This window comes from Paenibacillus sp. Marseille-P2973 (genome assembly GCF_018101095.1).
GTDB classification, from domain to species: domain Bacteria; phylum Bacillota; class Bacilli; order Paenibacillales; family Paenibacillaceae; genus Fontibacillus; species Fontibacillus vini.
The window spans coordinates 117,492-137,009 of record NZ_JAGQEH010000003.1 but is presented as its reverse complement, the minus strand read 5'-3'; the positions used below and the strand labels follow the sequence as shown (position 1 = coordinate 137,009).

The window sequence follows — 19,518 nt, the reverse complement described above, 5'->3', positions numbered from 1 at the left end:
GCGGATTAAGGCATCTCAATGATCTGCGCTCCCGGAAACTGGGCTTTAACGCTTTCAACCACATGAGCATGGCATGTCATCATGATCACTTGGTGCCGCTCCGAAATTCGCTTCAGTACCGACAAGGTGCCTTCCATGCGTGCCGCATCGAAATTCACGAACAAATCGTCAAGCAGGACGGGCATCGCGGCTTGGCCGGACACAGCTCCAGAGAGAGCCAGCCTCATGGCCAGATACAATTGTTCGGCCGTGCCGCGGCTTAAGTACGAGCTGCTGATCGGGCCATGATCCCGGTGTTCCGCCATCAATTCCTGGCTTCCCATCTTCATAAGGATGCGCCGGTAGGTCCCGCCGGTCATTTCCGCCAAATAGGCTGACGCGGCCTGAAGAACCTGAGGCTGGCGCTCTTCCTCGTAAATTTTGCGGACCCGCGTAATCAACTCGTTGCATACCGCCATGACCGCATAGCGGTCAACCGCCCCGTCCAGCGCGGCCTGCTGTTCCGCTAGCTGCTGCTGCAGATCCTCCTGAAGGCCCCTTGCCTCCAGGCTCTCTTGCTCTTGCAGCAGCCGGCCTCGCCGTTCTTGCAGCTGCCTGCGCTCGGCTTCTGCTTCCTCGAGCTTCATCCTAGCCGCTTCCGCGGACCGTGTCAGTATTTCCTCCTGACCGCGCAGCAACTCCTCCAATTCAACCCGCTGAGGCTCACTCATCGAACTGAACAGCACAAGCTCCGCTTGTCGCAGCTCGGACTGAAGCTGCTGCTTTCGCTCCGCTTCGGCCCCGTAGCGCAAATATGCTTCTCCATCTGCCGCTCCACTTTCCTCGAGCAGGTGGCGCTCGGTGGCCTGAACCGCTTCCTGCCGATCCATGTTTCGTCCAAGCTCCTCTTCCAAAGGGATTCGCTTGTCTGCAAGCCGCTCGCGCCTTGCCTTCAAGTCAAGCTGAATTTCCAGCTCGGCCAGAGCTCTGCGCAGCTCGGAGGAAGCGTTCCAGACAGGGGATCCATTCCGATCTCCGGTCCATTCCCGGCAATCCCTTTCGAATGCATCGGCCGCTTCCTGCAAAGCGGTCATCTTGAGGGACAGAGCATCCAGCCGTCCGAGCCAATCCCGGCCTTGCTCGGCGAGCCGGAACACATCCAGCGCCGCCTCCGGGGACAGCTCGCCGTGTAAATGCCGCTCCTGCAGCCATTCTTCCCATTCCTGCGAGAGCCCGGCAAGATGGGATTCCCTTCGAGACATTTCTCGCTCCAATCCTTCCAGTTCCCGCGCTTTTCCTTCCGCCTTAAACCGGCAATCCTCGGCTGCCGTTTCCAAAGCTTCATGCCGCTGATCCCACAGCTGCCAATTCTCCATCAGCTTGCGGAGCCCGCGTTCCTCCTCTTCCAATGCCTGAGGCTCGGCGTCGACCCAGCCGGCATCTACACGCCCCGCAGCCGACAGAGGGTGCGTGATAAGCCGGGGCAACAGCTCCCGCAGTCTCCGCTCATCCGGTGAGGACGATAGGGGCGCCTCGCCGTGAATGCTGCGGCGACGCATTCTCCTGCCATCCGCTTGATTCCGGCTTCCCGACAATAAACCGGATGCCAGATATACATCAAAGCCCAAGAGGACAATTCCGCCGAGCAAAGCGCTCCAGCCGGATTTCGTCGTGAACCACAGCGCAGCGGGCAGCAATATCGTCAGGACAGCCGTCCCGGCCAGTAGCCGGCCGTACAGGGAATGAACTCGCGCTTGCGCAGCCGCCTCCGCTTCCGCCGCTCGCCGGTCCTCCTGCCGGGAAGCCGCTGCTGCCCGCCACCGGTCAAGCAGCACGCTGATCTCGTTCCACAACTCACGGATCTGCAATCGCTCCGCCGGGACTAGGTCCGCAAACTGACGGCGTCCGGCCTCCCTGCTCTCCTCAAGCCGCTGCGCAGCCTGAATATACGCGGACTTCAGACCAGCCGCTTCGCGTTCGAGCTTGTAACGCTCATTGTGAAGCATGTCCATTTCCTTGTCATAAGCATGAAAACGGCTCATATACTGCCGCACCGTCTCCCGCTCACCAACTGTTCCCGCAAAAGCCCGCAGCCGCTCCGCGGTCCAGTCGGCATGAATGCTCCGCAAAACCTGATCCAGCTTGCCCTGCATCTGCTCCGCTTCCGCCCGGAGCCCGGCGAGGTCCTTCAGCCCGCTCTCATACGAGGGCAGCCGACCGGCCAAAGCGCGAAGCCCGGCCTCCCGTTCAAGCACATCCGGCTGCAAAGCGAGAGCATTCTCCTCGCCTTGCAGCGCGGCGATTCTCCTTCTCAACTCGCCTGACTCGAGCCGCAGGCGTTCTCCCTCCTCCTGCAGACTCTGCCAGCGGGACAGCCCCTGCTCCGGAAAAGGACTGCGCTCCGGCAGCCCGTCCAGCTCGCCCCGCAGCGCCTCCAGCCTGATCCAATCCGGCCGGCTGGAGGCCGCCTTCTTCAGGAGAGAGGCCGTCCGTCCTCGTTCGGACAGTGCCGCTTCGACCGTTGCCAAACCGGCGTCGACCTCCTTAAGCTCCCGGAGCACCTCCTGATAGCGCGGAAGCAGCGATTTGGCCGCACCGGCCTGGCGCTCGAGCCGTTCCACGGCTTGCAGGATCTGCGCTATCTCCTGGTTCCGTCCCCGCGGCCGGTACAGCTTGTCCATTTCCTGGACAAGCTTCTTCTCGCCGCGCAGGACGGCGGCGCCTCCGCCGATCCCCGCGTGGAACAGGAAGCGGCTCATCTCCTCCGATTGAAGCGCCGACACCTCTTGCAGCTCCGTAAGGGAGACCGCGAACAGCTGGCGGAACATTTCCTTGGACATGCCGCCAAGCAGCTCGCGCTGCATCTCCTCCTGAGACAGCTCAAGGAGCTGCCCGTCCGCGCCGGTGCGGGTAATCCGCAGCCGGTCCCCCCGTGCGCCCGATAGGCCGGCTCCTTCCGGTGGCTGGGCGTAGCGCTCGATCAGCCAGCGCGTTCCGTCGTCGCCGGAAACGGCAAGCATTCCGCCGTGCGTTCCACCGCCGACCGGTTCATAACGCTGCGTACCGTATGTCCGCGAGGGAATGCCGAACAGCATGGCCCGGACAAAGCCTAGCAGCGTGCTTTTTCCGGCTTCGTTCGGGCCGTATAGAACGGTTACCGGTCCACCGAGCTCCACTTGAAGGCCATGCAAATGGCCAAACCCGCTAACTTGCAGCTTCTCCAATCGCATCAGGCGTTCCCTCCCTTAGGTCCCTCTTCGGTCAGCAGGGAGGAGGCCAGCTCCTGAGCCCGCTGTAACAAATCCAGCCGCTCATCGGAACCCAGCGATTTCATCAGTCCGCGCAAATAACGGTGCTCCTGGAGAGGCGCAAGCGCGGAATCCACCAGTGAATCCCTCAGTTCCGGCCTCATCTCGGCCTCGTCCGCCAGCCTCAGCAGTTCGCCGAGGAAGCTGTCCTCCTGGACCAATTGGCTCCTGTCAAAATCCACGCCCGTCTTTACCTTAAAACCGACGGGCCACACCACACCATGAAGAGCCGGCGACGGATCGTCCTCCATCCGCATGCTCTCCCGGCGCTGCAGCTCCAGCAGCAAATCAGCGCATTCCCGGCCTGACTGGAGCATATGATGCAGCGGTCCTCGTCCGGTAAACGTAAACCGGATAATACCGGTTTTGCCGCCCGCCGGATCCCTCGATTCCTCCAGCAGTTCTTCCACCCGCTCCTTCCAGGCCTCTTCCGTTGGCAGATCTCCGATCGGCACTTCCAGTTCGGTCCACCGGACATGGTCCAGCTCGCGGAAATGGAGAACGGCTTCTCCGTCCTCCGGGACATCCACGATATAACAGCCCTTCGGCCCGGTTTCTTTTAAACTTCGGCCCTGCAGATTGCCTGGGTATACCACCCATGGGGACATACTAAGTACCTGACGCTTGTGAATATGCCCAAGCGCCCAGTAATCATAGCCAGAGTCCCGCAAATCCTTCAGCGAGCAAGGGGAATAGGCATCGTGGCCTTCCTGTCGGTCCACGTTGGCATGCAGAAGCGCAATATGAAAGAGAGCGGAATCGGGATCCCGCCGAAAAAGAAGCGATGTATTCTCCGTTACCGATGCCGTCGGATAGGATATCCCGCTGACCACCGCGACAGGTTGTCCGTCGCTGCGCCGTCGTGCCGTAACGCTTTCAGGCCGGCTGCCTCCGAAGACCGTCACATTAGACGGGCTGGAGAGGCGCATCCGGCTGCTGCTTAGCGGATCGTGGTTCCCATGGATGATGTACACCGGAATTCCGTGCCGCTCTAACTTATCCCATGCTTCCTTAAGCCGCAGTTGGGCCCGGAGCGAGGAATCCGACGCATCATATATATCGCCGCTGACCACCAGGAAATCCGCCGCTTCGGACACGGCAAGGTCCACCAAATCGCCGAGCGCGGCGAAGGTGGACTCCCGAATATGGCTGCGCAGCCGGTCCGGCAACCCGGTCATTCCCGAGAACGGGGTGTCCAGATGCAGATCGGCCGCATGAATAAATCGAAATGCTGGCATATAATTCACTCTTTCATCGGTCAAATTGCAAATACAGTTTTTTCAGCTCGTGAACTACCCGATTCAGGGAATAATGGTTTTTCGCATAATCCGATCCCGACCGGGCCAACTCATAGCGATAGGCGGGATCGACGATGACCTTCTCCAGTGCGTCTGCCAAACGGACGGGATCCTCAGGCGGTACCAGCAGCCCGTTCGAGCCGTCTACGATTTGCTCCGCAATCCCGCCGACCTCAGAGCCTACGAGGGCCAGCGAGCAAAGCGCAGCCTCCGCAAATACCGACCCGAACGCCTCCGCACGGGAAGGAAGCACAAATATATCGAAAAAGGGCATAAATTCTTCGGGATGCAGCGTATATCCATAAAAAATCGTCTCATCATAAATGCCGAGCCGTTGGGCCAATTCTTCCAGCTCCTTGCGAATCGGACCGTCGCCGATAATATGCAGGACATAATTCAGCCCTCTCGACTTGAGCTCGGAACAAGCCTGTAGCAGGATATCGAGCCCTTTCGCAGGGACGAGACGGCACACAGTAACCAATTGTGCGACTTCATTCTCATGCGGCACCGGTTTGAACCGTTTCTCATCGAAACCGTTCGGGATGATGCCAATATTTTCAGGCTGAGTCACATAGGGACTTAAATAATCGCGAAAAGAGCGGGAGACCGTATACATTCTGTCAGTTTTGTGCTCCATCTCTTTATATAGGGAAGTAAGAAACCGGTGTTCGAGGCCGTTCTCCTCTATCCGTCCGTTCAGAATCAATTCCCGCTCATAGCTGGAATGGATGCTCTGAATCACCGGCGTTTCCGGAAAAACCTCTTTCATCGCCAAACCCGCGATCGGGTGATGGGCATGGATCAGATCATAGGAGCGTTGAAGCCGCAGCCTCGTCCACCAGAGATAATCACGGTACGTTTGAACATATTTTTGCACGATCGGACTTTCTTCAAATTCATGCCAATCGAACGTTTGAAATTCCACGGGGCCGCTGCCCTTGGAGCGAATCCGCTTGGGCAGCGAGAACAGCTCCATCTCCCAATGGGGAGCCTTGAACCGCTCTTGCAGATAAGGAATCATCGACGATACGCCCCCCGGCTGTTCCGGAGGAAAAAACAAAGCTTGCAGCAATTTCATAAGGGTTCTCCTTTGCTTCTCTTTCTAGTTTGCGGATGAACCGCTTGCTTCTCCATTATGCCATAGGCAGGACGGAACATCCATTCCCCTTTTGAGAATAAAAAAGGTTATGTTAAACTGCGAAAGTAACATTTCTTGTAAAAGATCAAGATTCAAAAAGTCAGGTTTCCAGGACCGAGAAGGTTGGAAGAAGATAGGGACTGAGTAGCGGAGCGTACATTAGGTACGTGAGCAACGGAAGGCCCGGCTGAATTCAAGATTCGACGTCGAATCCGCTTCATGATCTGCTTCGTCCTGGAAAGATGACTTTTTGAACAACCTTTAAAAAGGAGCATATCGCCGATGACCAAGCCAACCCTGCCTGACGCATTTCGCGCCCAGGTCTCAGCTATGCTGGGGGAAGCCGATAGTAAGTCGTTTTTCCGCAGTTACGAAGCTCAGCGGACCTACGGGCTACGCTTCAACACCTTGAAACTGAGCCCCGATTCGGCCGCAGCTGGAGAAATATCGGGGCTGTTCGGGCTTCGTCCTGTGCCGTGGTGCGATTCGGGCTACTTTTATGAGGGCAACAACCGCCCAGGCAAGCATCCGTATCATGCGGCCGGACTTTATTATATTCAGGAGCCCTCGGCCATGTCGGCCGTTGAACTGTTAAATCCTCAGCCCGGTGAAACCATATTGGACCTGGCGGCCGCCCCCGGCGGTAAAACAACGCAAATCGCCGCTAAAATGAAGGGCGAAGGGCTGCTGATCAGCAATGAAATCCATCCGCAGCGCGCACGGATTCTCGCCGAGAATGTGGAACGCATGGGGATCCGAGGAACCGTGGTTACCAACGCAACCCCGGCAGAGCTTTCCTCCCGCTTTCCGCTCACGTTTGACCGCATTATGCTGGATGCCCCATGCTCCGGAGAGGGTATGTTCCGCAAAGACCCTGATGCCGTAGAAGAATGGTCTCCGGACGCAGTGGAGCTATGCGCCGCGCGTCAATGGGATATCCTGCGTGACGCGGTCGCCATGCTGAAGCCGGGTGGCAAGCTGGCTTATTCCACCTGCACCTTCAACCGGCGCGAAAATGAAGACACGATCTCCCGTTTACTGACGGAGTATCCCTTCCTCAAGCTGAGCGCCGAGAAACGAATTTGGCCGCATCTCCAGGAAGGCGAAGGCCATTATGTTGCCTTGCTGGAACGAGCCGCCGACGGGGCGGTGGCCGAGAACTCGCTGCAGGCGGAGCCTGGGCGAGACAAGGACAGCAAGAAGCGTTCCGAGCGTGCAGGCAGCCGCCATCGCGCCGGACAAGGCGGCAAGTCCGCCGGCGGCCGCGATACCGCTGCTGCCTTGGACGCGTTCCGCGCCTTTGCCGCGGACGAGCTTCCCGGCTTCGCCGCGGACGGCGAGCCGATCCTGTTCGGCGAAGCGCTGTACCTGCTGCCCCGCAGCGAGGGGCTCGCCTTGAATGCGGAGCGTCTCACCGGCCTGAAGATTCCGCGTGCCGGTCTCCAGCTCGGCGAGTATCACAAGGGCCGGTTTATGCCCGCACACGCACTGGCCATGGCGTCAAGCGCTGCCGGTGACGATGCCGTCCGCGTCTGGACACTCGCGGCGGACTCACCTTCCGTCACCGCCTATCTCCACGGGGAGACGCTCCCCGTACCTGAAGATTTGCGCGGCTGGTGCCTGGTCGCCATCGCCTGCGGCGGGGAGAGCTTCCCGCTCGGCTGGGGCAAGGCGAGCGGTGGCCAGCTCAAAAATCACCTGCCCAAAGGCCTGCGGTGGCCCGGATAACCGGCTTTGAATCGCATTCTCAACAAAAAAATGACGGCGCGAAGATTTATCATCTCTGCACCGTCATTTTTATTTGAATTTAATACCGCTATACATATGTCATTCGGAATGGGTACCCGTTTTCCCGGTTTTCAGGTTATAAGTAAACACTTTAATCGGCTTATTGTCGAACGGACTGTCGTAACTGAACAGAAGGTTTCCGGTCGAAGTATCTTCGCCCAGATACCCCAGGATATCTCCATGGTAAGGGACATCATTGTTCCGGGCGTAGTCCAGATCATCGCCTGTCAACACCTTATCGTACATTTCCACCTTCGTGTTGTTTTTCAGGTCAATAACCGTAACAAATCCACTTCGGTTCGGCCTGACGACCAGATAATCCTTGCCCGCTCCCAGAACCGCATAGTTCTCATCTTTGCCGGCCAAGGTAGGCAGATCATATTTCTCAACCTCTTTGCCTTCGGAATCGAACACGCTCAGCGTCCTGCCGTCCGTCAGCAAAGTACGCTCAACATACTCATTCTTTGCCTCGTCCAAATATTGATAGTAAATCTCATTTTCTTCATAACGCTGGAAATAGCTTGCTTTCTTTTGGCTCACGATGGCGTTGTTACGCACGAGAACTCCATATACGTCGTAATTGATATGAGGCTCTCCGTGATTATCCATAATCGTCAACAGCATATTTCCATTGCTTGTCATAAACATATTCAGCGATATCAATTCCTTGAAATCCGCATCCACTTTTCCGACCTTAACCGGGGCTTGTTCATATGGGTGGGCAATATAAAGTTCTCCGGTTCCCCGCTTCAACCAAATGTTGCTGTTGACCCCAATCCCCTTCACGATTTCATTCGATTGGGAAATGCTTACCGTTTGTGTCTTGGCATTCCATTTAACATCAGCTCCGGTCGCTTCGGACAAAAAGCGCAGCGGAACATAAATCCTTCCATTGACCAAACCGAGCGGCGCCGTCAAGGTTTTCGCTTTGCCGTTCACAGTCGCTTTCTCTGAGCCGTAATTCAGTTTAACCGTCAACTCCGGATAAGTCATCGTCACTGTTTTGGAAGAGGAGTTCCAGAATACAACGCTCCCGAGCAGCTCTCCAATATCCCGCAATGGCAAATAAACCGTGCCTTTTTTGATGTAGGGAGCAGAATTCGGCTGAAATTCATCGCCGTTCATAGTGACCTTTATCCCGCTTGAGACTTGAGCAAGAGAACCGCTTTTTGCCGACGCCGGAGATGAGAACGGAAGCGAACCGGCGATCGTGACGGCCAGGGCGGCAATGGACACCATGGCGTGAATTTTTGATTTGAATACCATCGAGCAATACCTCCATTATGAAAATTAGGAAACCCAACCCATACACACATTAATATGACGTTTCAACCTCGCAAGAAGTTCCGGAGACCTCCAATTTTCTTGAATGGCAGTGAGCCAATTAGGCAATTAGAGGGACAGGAGGCAAGGCCATATCCTAATTCCGTAACAAAGAGGACTTCTGTCCATACCGTCTACCACGCTTTGCATACTATACGATATCCCGCATTACGACGGGATCAACATTCATAAAACAAGGGAGGAATAACAATGGGTGAAATTTATGGCGGCGGCTTCACTTCGACAGGAGCTATTTTGGTACTTTTCATCTTGCTGGTTATCGTTTCCCGTGCCTGGGTCCTGTAACGCACAGACCACCTGAGATTGAAAAACCGCCGGAGCTTATGGCTCGGCGGTCTTTTTTTTTTAGTTACCTGCTATCGCTGATTATTTAACGGACTCCTCAAGGCAATATTTTTCCAAGGCCAGCTTGACCCCTTCTTCATTGTTGGATGCCGTCACTGCATTTGCCGCCGCTTTAACCTCGAGCGGGGAATTATCCATAGCCACGCCGAGTCCGGCAAAGGTCAACATCGTTAAATCGTTGTAATAATTGCCGATCGCCATCACTTCTTCCGCCGGGATGCCGCGCTTTTCGGCCAGTTTTTTCAGAGCTGCGCCCTTTGACGCTTCTTTATGCATGATATCGATAAAAAAGTCGCCGCTCCGCAAAACGTTAAACTCCTGAGGCCAAAGATTCCAGTCCGCATGTATCGCATCCAGTTGCTGCATTTCCGCCGTAATCGTCATTTTCACGATCGGTTCCTTGAAATCGGCCCATTCCGGAAGATCCTTCGGTTCCATCATATAGAGATGGTACATATCGAGCGCTTCCTTGCTGAGACCCGACGCCCCCTGTACATACAAAGAAAATGTGGTGTTGACGTCATAATGCACGCCTTTCTCGCGGCAATAATCAATATACCGGTCCAGCCCTTTAGGGTCCAAGGCGAATTCATGCACGATCTCCTCGGTTTGCACATCAACGGTTGCAGCTCCGTTATGGGTTATTACATACCCTTTTAAGCCCATTTCCCGCATAAAAGGAATCGAGTTGACCGGAGCGCGCCCGGTACAAAGGACAAATTCCGTCCCCTGCTCCGCAATCCGCTTGATCGTTTCCGCCGTTCCCGGCGACAGTTCATGGTCATCATTCAAAAGAGTACCGTCGACATCCAGAGCAATCAGTTTGTATTTCATCTCTAAACTCCTTCGTGCATGATCCCAGCGCAGGGTACCCCCTGTCACGCCGCTCAAATCATGTTCTGTTTATTTTTATAGGAACGCAGCGACTCCAATTCCTGCCCGGTCAACTCGCGGAATTCACCGATCGGCAGCTCTTCATCCAGCAAGAGCGGGCCCATCGATATCCGCTTCAGATAGGTCACCTTCGAGCCAACAGCCTCAAGCATCCGTTTGACCTGATGGAATTTCCCCTCCGAGATCGTGAGGAAGATTCGCGTTCTTGCCTGACCATCCTCATAGGTGCCATGCTCCGCCACTTCCATCCGGGCCGGCAACGTTACATATCCGTCGTCCAGTTCAACGCCTGCGGCGAACAATTCGGCTTCACGATCCCCGATCCGGCCTACACAGTCGGCTAAATACGTTTTGGGTACATGCTTTCTCGGAGAGAGCAGATCATGTGCGAGCTGCCCGTCATTCGTCAAAAGCAGCAATCCTTCGGTATCCTTATCTAACCGTCCGACCGGGAAGGGCGAAAACACCCGAAAATCCACGGGCAGCAAGTCCAACACCGTTCTCTCGCGCAAGTCCTCGGTCGCCGAGATTACACCCGGCGGTTTGTGCAGCATAATATAAACAAATTCCCGGTAAAAAATCTTCTCTCCGTCAACCTCGATCACATCCGTGTTCGGGTTGCTCTGAATTCCGCTGTCCTTGACCACGGTACCATTGAGCGAAATTCTTCCCTGCTTCACCATTTTCTTAATGTCGGAGCGGGAACCGTATCCCAAATTACCGAGGATCTTATCGATGCGTTGCGTCTTTTTTCCTTCACTCATAGACTTAGTTCCACCTCCAGCCAACAGATGTATTGTAACATAAACATGCAAAATGCAGCCGCTCCTGGGGAGTAGCTGCATCTTTCCGATTCCGCATGAATCAATTTCGTTGTTTATTGGCTTCACGCGCTTCATGCTTGGCTCCCCGGCGGGGGCCGCGCTGCTGCGGAATATTCGGCGCGATATGCGGAGACGCTTGCTCTACCGCCTGGATCAGAATGGGGTCCCGCAACTCGATGCTCAGGTCATAATAATCAAACGGCTCCCGGTCATAATTCTCCAGCCTGCCCGCATAGACCTCCGCCTCGCTTCTTAAGCGGCCAAGATCGATCCCAAGCGCGTCTGCGGGATACGGCGCAAGCCGTTCCGTTGCGGAGCGCAGCATCTTTCTCCCGCCCGTGACGTTACCGTTCCGGAAATGATACAAACCGACCGCTACCTGAAGCAGCCCTTTATACAGCGGCTCCCTGTCCAGCTTAAGCCAGAGTTCTTCCAGCACCTCATGGCACTCGAAATAATCCCGGTCCCGATTAAAATAGATCAGGTAAGCCACGTACAGCGGCTCATAGCTCATCTCCGGGCTCCTCCACTTTTTTGGAAGCCTTGATCAAGCCTTTGACCCCGGCGAGCAGATCCTTCATCCCTTCCATATCATGGTTTTGCCACAAGCGGTCAAACCGCTCCTGCGCATCGATCGCTTCGGAAACGAGATGGTAAAAATACAACTGATGGATCGCTGCAAGCAACTGGGAGACGATATTCGAATTGTCCTCGAAGCTCTTCTGCGCGATCAGAATCTCCTGACGGATGCTGGACATTTCATTATCCAGTACATTCGCCGCCTCAGCAGCCTTCTTCAGACGCTTCCTCATCTCATCAGGAAGACTCTCTTTAAATTTATAGTTCAGGGAATGTTCAATCGTCGCCCAGAAATTCATCGCCAGTGTCCGGATTTGGATTTCGGCGAGCACGTTTTTTTGGCCGAGCGCCGTCTGTACCGGGTATTCCACGATCATATGGAAGCTGCGATATCCGCTTTCCTTGTAGTTCGTAATGTAATCTTTCTCATACAGTACGGTCAGATCCTTGCGCAGTCGGATATATTGCGCTACGCGGCGGATGTCCTCCACGAACTGGCACATGATCCGAATACCCGCGATATCCTCGATCCCCGTCTCCAGATCGTCCATCGAGACGTCCAATCTTTTAGCCTTATCGAGAATGCTTGAAATCTTCTTGACCCTGCCGGTCACAAATTCAATCGGAGCGTATTCCTCACGCTTCTTCAACTCGGACCGCATCGTTTTGAATTTAACCTTCAGTTCCTCAACCGTTTGCTCGTAAGGAAGCAAAAAAGTTCCCCAATCTCTATTGTCCATTGCGTGTGCCTCCTGTCTTCTCTGCTGTTAGCGATGGTCGGCCCCGACCGCTTCGGATATATGGGCGAAGCCGTCCCGTCTCAGCAGTTCCCGCAGCCCGCGATGCAGTTTGCGGTTAATTTCAGGTCCTTCATAAATCAAAGCTGTATATATTTCCACCAGACTGGCGCCGGCACGAATCTTCTCGTACGCGTCGGCCGCGGTAAATATGCCGCCCGATCCAATAATCGGCAGCTTGCCCCCGGTCTGGCGGTAAACCCGTGAAATGATGTCGGTCGATCTATCGCGCAGCGGCTTCCCGCTGAGGCCTCCGGTTTCCTTTGCGTTCGCGTGGGTCAAGCCCTCCCGGGAAACCGTCGTGTTCGTCGCGATCAAGCCGGATACCCCGCTATTTTGGATCGTAGCGACCATAAATTCCAACTCGTCATCGCTTACATCGGGAGCGATTTTTACGAGCACGGCCTTACTCTTTCCATGACGCTTGGCCTGGACCGCCATTTCTTCCTTTACCGCTTCCAGAAGAACCGACAACTCGTTCCCATGCTGCAGATTACGCAAGTCCGGGGTATTCGGTGAACTGATGTTCACTACAAAAAAGTCGGCGTAAGGATATAACACGGAGATACAATGCTTATAGTCCAGATGCGCGTCTTCATTCGGGGTGATCTTATTCTTCCCAATATTGACCGCAACCGGAATCGGTCTGGATTTTAGTGCTGCCAGCCGCTCCGCCATCCCTTCCGCCCCGCGGTTGTTGAAGCCCATGCGGTTGATTAAAGCCTCTTCCGGAGGAAGCCGGAACAACCGTGGCTGCTCGTTGCCCGGCTGGGCTTTGGGCGTAACCGTCCCCACTTCCATAAAACCGAATCCGATTGCGGAGAAGCCTTCCACCGCATCGGCATTTTTATCAAGCCCTGCCGCAAGTCCTACAGGTGAAGGAAAAGGAACGCCGAACAATTCCGTTGACAATTCCGGCGCCTTTGAGGTTCCGTACATGCCGCGCATCAGCGGAACCATGCCCGGGACTTTAGCCGCTGTATGTAGACCGCCGATCACAAGATGATGGGCTTTTTCCGGATCCAATTTAAAAAATATAGGTTTACCCAAATGGCGATACAACACTGTTTCATTTCACTCCGATCATTTCTGTCCTCACAAAAAAACTCCATATCCAGTTTAGCGGTTTCCGGCGCAAAAGAAAAGTTTATCTCTGCCGAAAATGCGGAAACATGAATATGGAAATTTGTTATGAAAGCCATTACAATGAAGAATATACTTCTGTAATTTAAGGAAGGGGATTAACCGATGTCAACGAAACGCAAACCTCCAACACTGCAACAGAAGAAGGATGAAGTCAACAAAAAGGCGCTCATCTGGACAAGCTCGGTCATCGCCGCTCTGATTATCGTAGTTGCCGCCGTCATCGTGATCGCGCAGCTTTAATCCAGCCAGTGGTATGTACGATGGGGATTGGTCTGATCCTGGCGGTCACTAAGGGCAAAACGCTCCTCGGGAACCAATTCCAGCTTCGGAAGAATCCCCTTTCCAATCGTTACTTTCGAACCCCTTGGAAGCAGATCAAACAGTTCCTCCACATCCTTCTTCGACATCCGGACACAGCCCAGGGACTGATCCTTGCCAATGCTATCCGGCTCATTCGTCCCATGAATCGCATAATTCGTGTCCGAAAGCTGCATGCCGCGACTCCCGAATTCGCCGTCATCCCGGCCGTTCGGATTCACGACTTTATCCGAAATTCGGAAACTTCCTTGCGGCGTCTTGTCTCCCCCGAGACCAACCTTATAACTTCTAATGATAATATTTCCGCTTACAACCGCCAAAGTGTGGGTCTTCGAGTCCACAATTGCCTCCAGCGGTTTCGTGAAGAAAGGTTCTTCCCCCGAACTCCAATACCCGTTCAGCGGTTTTCCCGCAGCTTCTCCCTCTTGACCACCGCCGGCAGTACTTACATCCTTATCCCCGTTCACACTCTGCTTCTTAAGCATTCCCAGCATCGGCTCGAACGCTTCCTGCATGATTGGGTCGCTGCCTGCAATCCAGTTATTCGGAAAAGTTCCCGTCAACCCCTTCAGGTTTTCAGGCCATTTGCCTTCCGATTGCTTGAACTGCTGTATGGCCGAAGCAAGAACCGCCAATGACTCCTGGCGGGTGATCCATGCCGCGGCGTCCTTCTGGAGCCTGGATACATCCGGCGGCTCGCAATCGCAGGTTTTAGCGTCGTAGGATTGAACTTCCAACATGCCGCTTGCCGGGCTTTGGGTCAACCCGTAAACGACAGGCATGTCTTCGGACCATACCGCCCACTTTCCGGACCGTTTCATTCCAAGCACCGCGGTCTCAAGGGCCTCCTCAGCCTTCCCGTCCTCAAATACATTTCCCAATGCCTTGTGCTTATCCCCGGCTTCGCCGAAATAAGTTTCCGCCGTATAAGCGAGCTTCGCCGGAGGCTTGTCCAATTGTGATTGCCCGGCCGGTTTACTACTCGAAGGCGTGACGGAATCCTGGCTCAAAGGTTCGGCTTCTTCCTCTTGTTTATCTCCGGCACCTCCCGCTGACATGATATGTCCCGGAGCATACGCGGACGGCAACCAGATTAATAAGAGCAGCACGAAGGCCAGCCCGGTTTTTCTCAGCAACTGAATATGTTTTTCCTTACGTCTGGATTCTCGCAGCAGGTTCTCCTGGTATTCCTTCCAAAGGTCGGCCGGTAGCTTGCTGGATTCAAAGGCCTCGTAAACACTTCCCGCCTGTATGTAACAATAATGCGCTTTGCCTTCTTGGCCGGTCGCTTCGTATTCCTTTCCCAGCAGATACCAGGCCATTTTATTCTTAGGGTGATTCTCCACGTATTTCTTGAGATAACCCGAATGGCTCATCGTCATCCTCCACATGGACAAAATTATAATCTCCTAATATCACTATTAACTATATCGGCAAAGAAATGGCCGTTGCAAAGTTATGAAGCCAGCGGAGTGAAAATCACGACTTAGGACCTAAAAAGCCAGCATCATAAAAAGAAGGCCCCCGCTTTAAACGCGGGGGCCTTCTTGGGAAACTTGATTTGCCGACGAGAATTAGCCTTCTTTATTGAAAGGAGTGTCCGCAATCTTGATGGAGTCGGTCGGGCATCCATCGCAAGCATCCTGCAGATCATCAAACAAATCGTCTGGAATTTCGGTTACGCCTCGGTTAGCGTCACTGTTGTAAATGACTTCGGCCAGACCCTCATCGTCGTAATCGTAGATGTCGGGTGCCGTAGCGCCGCATGCGCCGCAAGCGATGCAAGTATCTTTTTCAACCCAAGTATATTTAGCCATCTCTTCTGCCTCCTGAATAAACGGTACAAGTCCGGTTCTTAGTTTGTCACCAAGTTCAATATAATATAAAGTGAAAGCAATTTCAATTCAAATTCCGTATTATACCAATCGAAAATCAGGATTCGTCCTGCGGCTTCCGCAAGAAGTCAGTCTGGAGCGACGTCCCGCGAATTTTATGGTTCCGGATTAGCGCGGAAGGATCGTTCGTCAGCATTCCCGCGGTCAAAACCGCATTCTCGCCAAATTTATCCCGCAACAAATCCATGGTTTTCGTCAACGATTCTTTTCGGGGCTGCTCCTCATAATCAAACAGATCAAGCTGCAGAGCGGATTCCTCTTTCATCACCAGGTTTTGCAGCGTAATTCCAAGCAAGCGAACCGGCTTCTCCCCGTTCCAATGCCGCTGGTACAGCTTGCAGGCTTCACGGTATACCTCCTCTGCCCGGTCAATGACCGTTTCCAGAGTTTGCGAGCGCGTGATCGTCTTCATATCCGGCGTACGGATCGTAATTTGAACCGTTTGCGCCATCATCTTCTGCCGCCGCAGCCGGCGGGTTACCTGATCCGCCAAATTGAGAAATACCCGCTGGATCTCGTCCAAATTTCGGATATCCTGCGGCAGGGTCGTCGTATGGCCGATCGATTTGTTCTTCTCGCGGTCTTCCATCACAGGGGAATCATCGAGTCCATGGGCCGCCTGCTTCATCCAGTGGCCGGTTACGCCAAATCTCTCGACAAGCTGACGTTCGTCGGCTGCCGCAAGCTGGCCGATCGTAAAGATCCTCATCCGTTTGAGCTTCTCCGCCGTTTTGCTCCCGATACCGAACAGCTCATTGCAGGGTTTATCCCATAATAGGGCGGGGACGTCTCGGATTCGTAAAACCGTAATCCCGTTCGGCTTCTTCATATCGGAGGCCATTTTGGCAAGGAGCTTATTGGGAGCGATCCCGATGGAGCAGGGAAGCCCAAGCTCATGGGCAATTCTGGATTGAATTTCTTGCGCGATATCCAACGGAGTACCGAACTGCTTAGACCCGGTAATATCCAAATAGCATTCATCGATCGAAACGGCTTGCAGCAAGGGTGTATACCCGTAAGCAATATCCATGAACGCTCTGGAGTATCTCCGGTACAAATGGAAATTCGGCTGGATCACTATCAGGTCGGGACATTTCTTCAACCCTTGGCTTACCGTCATGCCCGTGGATATGCCACGTTTACGGGCTGTATACGAGCATGTTACGATTACGCCCTTGCGCAGCTCCACGCTGCCCGCTACCGCTGTCGGCCGATTCCGGTATTTCTCGGGCTCCTCAGCTTCATGTACGGAGCAGTAAAATGCGTTCATATCGACATGCAGCACAACCCGGCCGCGGGCGGGATAGTATTCATCGATATTGCCAGGCACTTTCAAGACCGTCCCCTCTTTTAACATTGTTCTTCCAGCATACTCTTTATTCCAAATGCCGGTCAACAAGGCCTGGACAATATCCCGCATAACCCGCTCGATTTAACCCGTCCATCATACCACCGCTCCGATTATTGAACATCCACTAAAAACCGTGTTACATTTTATAGACAGATGTTATAATAAGAAATTATACCAAATCGGAGCTTCTATTTGAGGACATCCAAAAGGGGGAGACATCCAACATGTCAAAGGCTTTATCCATCTTCGACACAACATTGCGTGACGGTACCCAAGGCGAAGGCATCAGCCTGTCTGCCGACGATAAGTTGAAGATAGCCAAGAAGCTGGATCAGCTGGGTGTCCATTATATCGAAGGCGGCATCCCGGGAAGCAACAGCAAAGATATCGAATTTTTCAAGCGCGTTCAGGAACTTAACCTGTCCGCCAAGATTACGGCCTTCGGAAGCACCCGCCGAAAGGACAGCGTGGCTGAACATGACGCCAATTTGAAGCGTATGCTCGAAGCCGGCGTCCAAGCGACGACACTGGTCGGCAAATCCTGGGACTTCCACGTCTACACGGCTCTCCAGACAACACTGGAAGAGAACCTGGCGATGATTTACGATTCCATTGCGTATTTGAAACGTCAGGGCATGGAAGTCATCTTTGATGCCGAGCACTTTTTCGACGGCTACAAGAACAATCCCGAGTATGCGCTTGCGGTGATGCGCAAAGCGGAAGAGGCCGGGGCCGATTGGCTGACGATGTGCGATACCAATGGCGGGACTATGCCGCATGAAGTCCATGATATCGTCAGCGTCCTTGCCGGCCAGGTTACCACTTCCCGTCTTGGCATCCACACCCACAACGACTGCGAGCTCGCGGTGGCCAACGCCATTAGCGCCGTGCGTGCGGGTGCGGAGCAAATTCAGGGGACAATGAACGGCTACGGCGAACGCTGCGGGAACGCCAACCTATGCTCTATTATCCCCAATCTCCAGCTTAAAATGGGTTATGAAGTGCTTGAACCCGAACAGCTTAAGCAGTTGACCAACACGGCCCGCTATGTCAGCGAGATTGCCAATGTGTACATGCCGATTAATCAACCGTATGTCGGGACCGCTGCATTTGCTCACAAAGGCGGCATCCATGTATCCGCGATCCTGCGCGACTCCCGTACGTACGAGCATATCGTTCCCGAAATCGTCGGAAACCGCCAGCGGGTTCTTGTCTCGGAGCTCGCCGGACAGAGCAATATTTTGTCCAAAGCTCAGGAAATGGGCATTCCGTTCGATCCAGAGAACGAGAGTACCCGTGCCGTCATTTCAAAAATCAAAGACCTCGAGCATCAGGGATACCAATTCGAAGGTGCGGACGCTTCGCTGGAACTTCTGCTCCGGGAAGCGAACGGCGACCTCAAGGAATTGTTTGTCTTTGAATCTTTTAAAATGCTGGTGGAGAAGTCTGCGGGAAGACCGGTTATTTCCGAAGCCTTCGTCAAGCTGAAAATCGACGGGGCAAGCATCTATACGGCCGCCGAAGGAAACGGCCCGGTCAACGCGCTTGATAATGCGCTTCGCAAAGCGCTTATTACTTATTACCCCGGCTTGCAGGAAATACATTTGTCGGATTATAAAGTTCGCGTACTGGATGACAAGGATGCTACGGCTTCCAAGGTCCGCGTACTTATTGAATCCAGAAATTTCGAAAACTCGTGGAGCACGGTGGGCGTCTCAGGCAATGTGATTGAAGCCAGCTGGGAAGCGCTCGTCGACAGCCTTCGTTATGCCCTGATCGGACAGACGAAGCGCGAGGATTATACAGAAATCCAATCGTCAACGCGGGGTTTAGTAAATCATTAATAACAAAAACGTCAGGGAAGGCCCTCGCCTTTATCCCTGACGTTTTTTTTATCCGCGTCTACTCCGCTAAACATTCAGCAGCTTTTTTATTTTTGCTTCCAGCTCCTCCGGAGAAAGCGTGCCGACGATGACATCCCGGATGGTTCCGTCCGCGTCGATCAACACATTGGTTGGAAAAGCGATGCCGTTATATTTCCGGTACAGTTCTTCCTTCTCATCCAGCAGGACCGGGAACTTGTACCCGTAATTTTCAACAAACCCCTTGGCATCCTCCAGCTTGTCATAGAACGTGACATTGACCGCATACACATCAAGCTGATCCCTGTATTTATCGGCCATCTTAACCAAGTCCGGAGCTTCTTCCTTGCAGGGGTCGCACCAGGAAGCCCAAAAATTGACCAGGAGCGGTTTGTCCCGCTTCCCTCCCACCTCATAGGTTTGTCCGTCCAGCCCGACCAGCGAAAACTTCGGGGCCTTCGTTCCCGGCTTCGGAGCATTTTTAGCGACCAGCGCACTGACGGATTGCTCTTCCCCGGCAGTGGGGGCCGATTTGTTCTCAAATCCCAACAGCGTCTTTAGTTCATTGCCGTAATTATCGTATACTGCCGCAATCAGCAATACGAGCAGTGCGGCCAAAATCCATCTATTCCGGTTCATTTTACAACTTCCT

Annotated in this window: 17 protein-coding genes; 4 read left to right on the top strand and 13 right to left on the bottom strand. The window is 54.0% G+C overall.

The window, feature by feature from the left end:
• Positions 1 to 5: 5 nt before the first annotated feature.
• From KB559_RS07450 to KB559_RS07440, 3 genes are read right to left on the bottom strand one after another with little or no spacing between them, the layout of a single operon-like run.
• Positions 6 to 3,209: an AAA family ATPase gene (locus KB559_RS07450; RefSeq protein ID WP_211021107.1), complete on the bottom strand. Its 3,204-nt coding sequence runs from the start codon at positions 3,207 to 3,209 to the stop codon at positions 6 to 8.
• The gene (locus KB559_RS07445) at positions 3,209 to 4,525 is read right to left on the bottom strand and encodes a metallophosphoesterase family protein (RefSeq protein WP_211021106.1); all 1,317 of its coding nucleotides are present in this window, start codon (positions 4,523 to 4,525) and stop codon (positions 3,209 to 3,211) included. Before KB559_RS07445 ends, KB559_RS07450 begins: the two co-directional genes overlap by 1 nt.
• A gap of 13 nt (positions 4,526 to 4,538) precedes the next feature.
• Positions 4,539 to 5,663 carry a glycosyltransferase family 4 protein gene (locus KB559_RS07440; RefSeq protein ID WP_211021105.1) on the bottom strand — a complete coding sequence of 375 codons (1,125 nt, stop codon included), beginning with the start codon at positions 5,661 to 5,663 and terminating at the stop codon, positions 4,539 to 4,541.
• Between the two features lie 342 nt (positions 5,664 to 6,005).
• Between KB559_RS07440 and KB559_RS07435 the strand changes: the two genes are divergently transcribed.
• Positions 6,006 to 7,451 carry an RsmB/NOP family class I SAM-dependent RNA methyltransferase gene (locus tag KB559_RS07435; protein ID WP_211021104.1) on the top strand — a complete coding sequence of 482 codons (1,446 nt, stop codon included), beginning with the start codon at positions 6,006 to 6,008 and terminating at the stop codon, positions 7,449 to 7,451.
• Between the two features lie 99 nt (positions 7,452 to 7,550).
• Here the strand turns inward: KB559_RS07435 and KB559_RS07430 are convergent, their stop codons facing one another.
• The gene (locus KB559_RS07430; RefSeq protein ID WP_211021103.1) at positions 7,551 to 8,777 is read right to left on the bottom strand and encodes a copper amine oxidase N-terminal domain-containing protein; all 1,227 of its coding nucleotides are present in this window, start codon (positions 8,775 to 8,777) and stop codon (positions 7,551 to 7,553) included.
• A gap of 267 nt (positions 8,778 to 9,044) precedes the next feature.
• Between KB559_RS07430 and KB559_RS07425 the strand changes: the two genes are divergently transcribed.
• Positions 9,045 to 9,140, top strand: coding sequence for a YjcZ family sporulation protein (locus tag KB559_RS07425; RefSeq protein WP_211021102.1), 96 nt, complete (start codon positions 9,045 to 9,047; stop codon positions 9,138 to 9,140).
• A gap of 81 nt (positions 9,141 to 9,221) precedes the next feature.
• On the opposite strand, the gene KB559_RS07420 is transcribed toward KB559_RS07425, so the two are convergent.
• The 5 genes from KB559_RS07420 to KB559_RS07400 all read right to left on the bottom strand — a co-directional run bounded on the left by KB559_RS07420 (position 9,222) and on the right by KB559_RS07400 (position 13,359).
• Positions 9,222 to 10,034 carry a Cof-type HAD-IIB family hydrolase gene (locus KB559_RS07420; RefSeq protein ID WP_211021101.1) on the bottom strand — a complete coding sequence of 271 codons (813 nt, stop codon included), beginning with the start codon at positions 10,032 to 10,034 and terminating at the stop codon, positions 9,222 to 9,224.
• A gap of 53 nt (positions 10,035 to 10,087) precedes the next feature.
• Positions 10,088 to 10,858: a pseudouridine synthase gene (locus tag KB559_RS07415; RefSeq protein WP_211021100.1), complete on the bottom strand. Its 771-nt coding sequence runs from the start codon at positions 10,856 to 10,858 to the stop codon at positions 10,088 to 10,090.
• A gap of 100 nt (positions 10,859 to 10,958) precedes the next feature.
• A complete protein-coding gene (locus KB559_RS07410) occupies positions 10,959 to 11,432 on the bottom strand; it encodes a DUF309 domain-containing protein (protein ID WP_211021099.1) in 474 nt (157 codons plus the stop codon).
• Positions 11,422 to 12,237 (bottom strand): GTP diphosphokinase, encoded by an 816-nt coding sequence (gene yjbM / locus KB559_RS07405; RefSeq protein ID WP_211021098.1) that lies wholly within the window; start codon positions 12,235 to 12,237, stop codon positions 11,422 to 11,424. The genes KB559_RS07410 and yjbM overlap by 11 nt, the downstream gene beginning before the upstream one ends.
• A 27-nt stretch (positions 12,238 to 12,264) precedes the next feature.
• On the bottom strand, positions 12,265 to 13,359 hold the full coding sequence (locus KB559_RS07400; protein ID WP_211021097.1) for a quinone-dependent dihydroorotate dehydrogenase: 1,095 nt from the start codon (positions 13,357 to 13,359) through the stop codon (positions 12,265 to 12,267).
• A 183-nt stretch (positions 13,360 to 13,542) separates the two neighbouring features.
• Here KB559_RS07400 and KB559_RS07395 point away from each other — a divergent pair, with 183 nt between their 5' ends.
• Entirely contained in the window at positions 13,543 to 13,680 is a 138-nt protein-coding gene (locus KB559_RS07395) for a hypothetical protein (RefSeq protein WP_211021096.1), read from the top strand.
• On the opposite strand, the gene KB559_RS07390 is transcribed toward KB559_RS07395, so the two are convergent.
• The 3 genes from KB559_RS07390 to KB559_RS07380 all read right to left on the bottom strand — a co-directional run bounded on the left by KB559_RS07390 (position 13,677) and on the right by KB559_RS07380 (position 17,010).
• Positions 13,677 to 15,149 (bottom strand): L,D-transpeptidase family protein, encoded by a 1,473-nt coding sequence (locus tag KB559_RS07390; RefSeq protein WP_247681684.1) that lies wholly within the window; start codon positions 15,147 to 15,149, stop codon positions 13,677 to 13,679. The two genes, KB559_RS07395 and KB559_RS07390, sit on opposite strands and share 4 nt — an antisense overlap.
• A gap of 183 nt (positions 15,150 to 15,332) precedes the next feature.
• The gene (locus tag KB559_RS07385) at positions 15,333 to 15,575 is read right to left on the bottom strand and encodes a ferredoxin (protein ID WP_211021095.1); all 243 of its coding nucleotides are present in this window, start codon (positions 15,573 to 15,575) and stop codon (positions 15,333 to 15,335) included.
• Positions 15,576 to 15,690: 115 nt separating this feature from the next.
• Entirely contained in the window at positions 15,691 to 17,010 is a 1,320-nt protein-coding gene (locus tag KB559_RS07380; RefSeq protein ID WP_211021496.1) for a DNA polymerase IV, read from the bottom strand.
• A gap of 218 nt (positions 17,011 to 17,228) precedes the next feature.
• On the opposite strand from KB559_RS07380, the gene cimA reads away from it, so the two are divergent.
• Positions 17,229 to 18,848, top strand: a complete 1,620-nt coding sequence (gene cimA, locus KB559_RS07375) for a citramalate synthase (protein ID WP_211021094.1) — start codon at positions 17,229 to 17,231, stop codon at positions 18,846 to 18,848.
• A gap of 66 nt (positions 18,849 to 18,914) precedes the next feature.
• Here cimA and KB559_RS07370 read toward each other — a convergent pair whose 3' ends face one another.
• Positions 18,915 to 19,505 carry a TlpA family protein disulfide reductase gene (locus tag KB559_RS07370; protein ID WP_211021093.1) on the bottom strand — a complete coding sequence of 197 codons (591 nt, stop codon included), beginning with the start codon at positions 19,503 to 19,505 and terminating at the stop codon, positions 18,915 to 18,917.
• Between the last annotated feature and the right edge of the window lie 13 nt (positions 19,506 to 19,518).

What these genes read in the sequence shown, in the direction of transcription:
- KB559_RS07450 (WP_211021107.1), bottom strand. Translation starts at nt 3,209, where the DNA reads ATGCGATTGGAGAAGCTGCAAGTTAGCGGGTTTGGCCATTTGCATGGC.
- KB559_RS07445 (WP_211021106.1), bottom strand. Translation starts at nt 4,525, where the DNA reads ATGCCAGCATTTCGATTTATTCATGCGGCCGATCTGCATCTGGACACC.
- KB559_RS07440 (WP_211021105.1), bottom strand. Translation starts at nt 5,663, where the DNA reads ATGAAATTGCTGCAAGCTTTGTTTTTTCCTCCGGAACAGCCGGGGGGC.
- KB559_RS07435 (WP_211021104.1), top strand. Translation starts at nt 6,006, where the DNA reads ATGACCAAGCCAACCCTGCCTGACGCATTTCGCGCCCAGGTCTCAGCT.
- KB559_RS07430 (WP_211021103.1), bottom strand. Translation starts at nt 8,777, where the DNA reads ATGGTATTCAAATCAAAAATTCACGCCATGGTGTCCATTGCCGCCCTG.
- KB559_RS07425 (WP_211021102.1), top strand. Translation starts at nt 9,045, where the DNA reads ATGGGTGAAATTTATGGCGGCGGCTTCACTTCGACAGGAGCTATTTTG.
- KB559_RS07420 (WP_211021101.1), bottom strand. Translation starts at nt 10,034, where the DNA reads ATGAAATACAAACTGATTGCTCTGGATGTCGACGGTACTCTTTTGAAT.
- KB559_RS07415 (WP_211021100.1), bottom strand. Translation starts at nt 10,858, where the DNA reads ATGAGTGAAGGAAAAAAGACGCAACGCATCGATAAGATCCTCGGTAAT.
- KB559_RS07410 (WP_211021099.1), bottom strand. Translation starts at nt 11,432, where the DNA reads ATGAGCTATGAGCCGCTGTACGTGGCTTACCTGATCTATTTTAATCGG.
- yjbM (WP_211021098.1), bottom strand. Translation starts at nt 12,237, where the DNA reads ATGGACAATAGAGATTGGGGAACTTTTTTGCTTCCTTACGAGCAAACG.
- KB559_RS07395 (WP_211021096.1), top strand. Translation starts at nt 13,543, where the DNA reads ATGTCAACGAAACGCAAACCTCCAACACTGCAACAGAAGAAGGATGAA.
- KB559_RS07390 (WP_247681684.1), bottom strand. Translation starts at nt 15,149, where the DNA reads ATGTGGAGGATGACGATGAGCCATTCGGGTTATCTCAAGAAATACGTG.
- KB559_RS07385 (WP_211021095.1), bottom strand. Translation starts at nt 15,575, where the DNA reads ATGGCTAAATATACTTGGGTTGAAAAAGATACTTGCATCGCTTGCGGC.
- KB559_RS07380 (WP_211021496.1), bottom strand. Translation starts at nt 17,010, where the DNA reads ATGTTAAAAGAGGGGACGGTCTTGAAAGTGCCTGGCAATATCGATGAA.
- cimA (WP_211021094.1), top strand. Translation starts at nt 17,229, where the DNA reads ATGTCAAAGGCTTTATCCATCTTCGACACAACATTGCGTGACGGTACC.
- KB559_RS07370 (WP_211021093.1), bottom strand. Translation starts at nt 19,505, where the DNA reads ATGAACCGGAATAGATGGATTTTGGCCGCACTGCTCGTATTGCTGATT.